This window comes from Martelella alba, assembly GCF_006516955.1.
Taxonomy (GTDB): Bacteria; Pseudomonadota; Alphaproteobacteria; order Rhizobiales; family Rhizobiaceae; genus Martelella; species Martelella alba.
Genome location: NZ_VHLG01000046.1, coordinates 1 through 1,430 on the forward strand (window position 1 = coordinate 1; position 1,430 = coordinate 1,430).

At 54.6% G+C, this 1,430-nt stretch carries 1 protein-coding gene; it reads left to right on the forward strand.

The genetic code is table 11. The features are described from left to right. Positions 1-86 precede the first annotated feature (86 nt). Positions 87-1,139: an IS110 family RNA-guided transposase gene (locus tag FJU08_RS22595; RefSeq protein WP_141151296.1), complete on the forward strand. Its 1,053-nt coding sequence runs from the start codon at positions 87-89 to the stop codon at positions 1,137-1,139. Positions 1,140-1,430: the final 291 nt, after the last annotated feature.

Here is a 1,430-nt window from a genome sequence, read left to right on the forward strand (position 1 = left end):
TTAACGTGATGTAGTGGATGGCGCCCTCCGACGGCATCGAATGTGCCAAAATAGGTTTTGCTGAACCTTGAGAGGAGCCACTCACCATGGATAAGATTGTGACCATTGGACTCGATATCGCAAAGAATGTTTTCCAACTTCATGGAATTGATGCGAGCGGGCAGATTGTCCTGCGCGAGCCGCTGCGACGCGGGCAGATGCAGCCGTTCTTTGAGAAGCTTGCTCCCTGTCTGATCGGTATGGAAGCCTGCGCGACAGCTCATCACTGGGCGCGGATGTTGATAGCTGCTGGCCATGAGGTGCGGCTGATTCCACCGAACTACATCAAGCCATATCTGAAGCGACAGAAGAACGATGCTGCAGACGCCGCAGCAATTTGTGAAGCCGTTATGCGCCCATCGATGCGGTTTGTCCCAGTCAAGAGTGAGGATCAGCAGGCGACATTGATGCTGCATAGCGCACGCGAACTTCTGATCTCTCAGCGGACGGCACTCATCAATGCCTTGCGTGGTCATTTCGCTGAACTTGGCATTATTGCGGCACAGGGAGCTCGCAATGTACGGCAGCTAATAGCCATTCTGGACGATGATGAACAATACGCTCCGCGAGCCGTTCGTATTGCTCTCAGACCGCTGGCGACAACATTGATAGAGATCGAGGTGCAGATCGCAAAACTCGACAAGGCGATCCTTACGGCGCATCGTAACGATGATGTCAGTCTTCGGCTTTCGACAATTCCCGGAATTGGTCCCGTCATCGCCACCTGCCTTTCTGCCAGCGTACCGAACCCAAATCTATTTGAAGGCGGGCGAGAGTTTGCAGCCTGGCTAGGCCTCGTGCCCAGGCAGCGTTCAACGGGTGGAAAACCAAGGCTGGGTTCCATTTCTAAAATGGGCAACAGACGCTTGCGCAAACTTCTTGTGGTTGGAGCACATGCTGCACTTTACAGGATGAAAAATGGCAAGGCCCGATCCCCGCTGGCGGACTGGGCGCGAACCTTGTTGGCGAAGAAATCCTTCAAGCTTGTTGCGGTCGCCCTCGCAAACAAGATTGCCCGCATTGCCTGGGCGATCATGGCGCGGAATATACAATTCCAGCGGGACTTCGTGCCGGATCACCGAGGGACAGCTTCAGTGTAGGCATCCAGGAGCGAACAAGACTTGCCTTGCGGGGCAACACAGTTGGCGGAGTGACCATGGTATGATGTGACAGCAAAGCGGAATGGACCGCACGAACCGAAGAACCCGTGGCGTTGTCTTGCGCATCAAAAGCGCGATAATGTGATAGGGATCGGTTCAGGTGGAAAACATCAGGGCCAGCGGTCACTTCGCGCCGCATAAACAGGCCGGAGACATGACTGCACCCGACCCGCAAAGCTAAACATCAGACAAAATCACCTTGCCAAACGGGCGCCATCCAGACATGACAAC